Genomic DNA, 1,012 nt, shown 5'->3' with positions numbered 1-1,012 from the left:
ATGTCGACCTACTTCCCCGAGCTGTTCAGCTTCTGTCTCGAAGCGGAGATCGACGACCGGCCGGCGGTCAGCGATCCGGCGGTGCGCTCCAAGCTCGCGCAGTTCGCGGTGAGGCAGAGCGGGCTGCGCTACACCGGCATGCGGGCGATCACGGCGCTGAGCAAAGGCCAGACGCCGGGGCCGGAAAGCTCGATCGGCAAGCTGGTGGCCGGCAGCACCATGCAGGAGCTGGCTATGTTCGCCCTCGACCTGCAGGGCCAGGCCGGCGTCGTCTGGGACAAGTCCAGTCCTCAGGATGGCCGCTTCCAGGCCTTGCTGATGCGCTCGCCGGCGACGCGCATCGAGGGCGGTTCGGACGAGATCCTGCGCAACATCATCGGCGAGCGCGTGCTCGGGCTGCCCGGCGACATCCGTGTCGATAAGGACGTGCCGTTCAAGGACATCCCGACCAGCGGCAAGGCCAAACCGTGAGCGACAAGACCATGACCTATCCTCTTCCCAACGTATCGACCGACCTCAAGGGCCAGACGGCGCTGGTCACCGGCGCATCGTCCGGGCTCGGCTTGCGCTTCGCCAAGGTGCTGGCGAGCTGCGGCGCCAAGGTGGCGCTGGCGGCCCGCCGGATCGACCGGCTGGAGGCGGTGGCGGCGGAAATCCGCGCGGCGGGCGGCCAGGCGCATCCGGTCGCGATGGATGCCACCGATGCCAACCAGCTCGTCGCGGCGGTCGCCAAGGCCGAGGACGCGCTGGGGCTGGTCACCATCCTGGTGAACAATGCCGGCATTCCCGATGCGCAGCGGGCGCACAAGATGCCGCTCGAGCTGGTCGACCGGGTGATCGACATCAACATACGTGCGCCCTACGTGCTGTCCTGCGAGGTCGCCCGGCGGCTGATCGCGGCCGGCAAGCCGGGGCGCATCGTCAACATCGCCTCGGCCGCTGCCTACAACTATCGCGGCCAGGGGGCGGCGCTCTATTCGATCAGCAAGGCGGCCGTGGTGCGCACCACCGA

General features: G+C 68.7%; 2 protein-coding genes. Both read left to right on the top strand.

Annotated elements, in window-relative coordinates:
• The coding region (locus tag J0J06_RS16850) for an acyl-CoA dehydrogenase family protein (protein ID WP_294043873.1) at window positions 1–471 on the top strand (471 nt) is incomplete at its 5' end.
• Window positions 468–1,012: SDR family NAD(P)-dependent oxidoreductase (locus J0J06_RS16845; protein WP_294043872.1), on the top strand; the 545-nt coding region annotated here is incomplete at its 3' end. The genes J0J06_RS16850 and J0J06_RS16845, both read left to right, overlap by 4 nt.

The organism is Sphingomonas sp., from assembly GCF_017304615.1.
Taxonomy (GTDB): domain Bacteria; phylum Pseudomonadota; class Alphaproteobacteria; order Sphingomonadales; family Sphingomonadaceae; genus Sphingomonas.
This window is presented reverse-complemented; position numbering and strand designations above follow the sequence as displayed.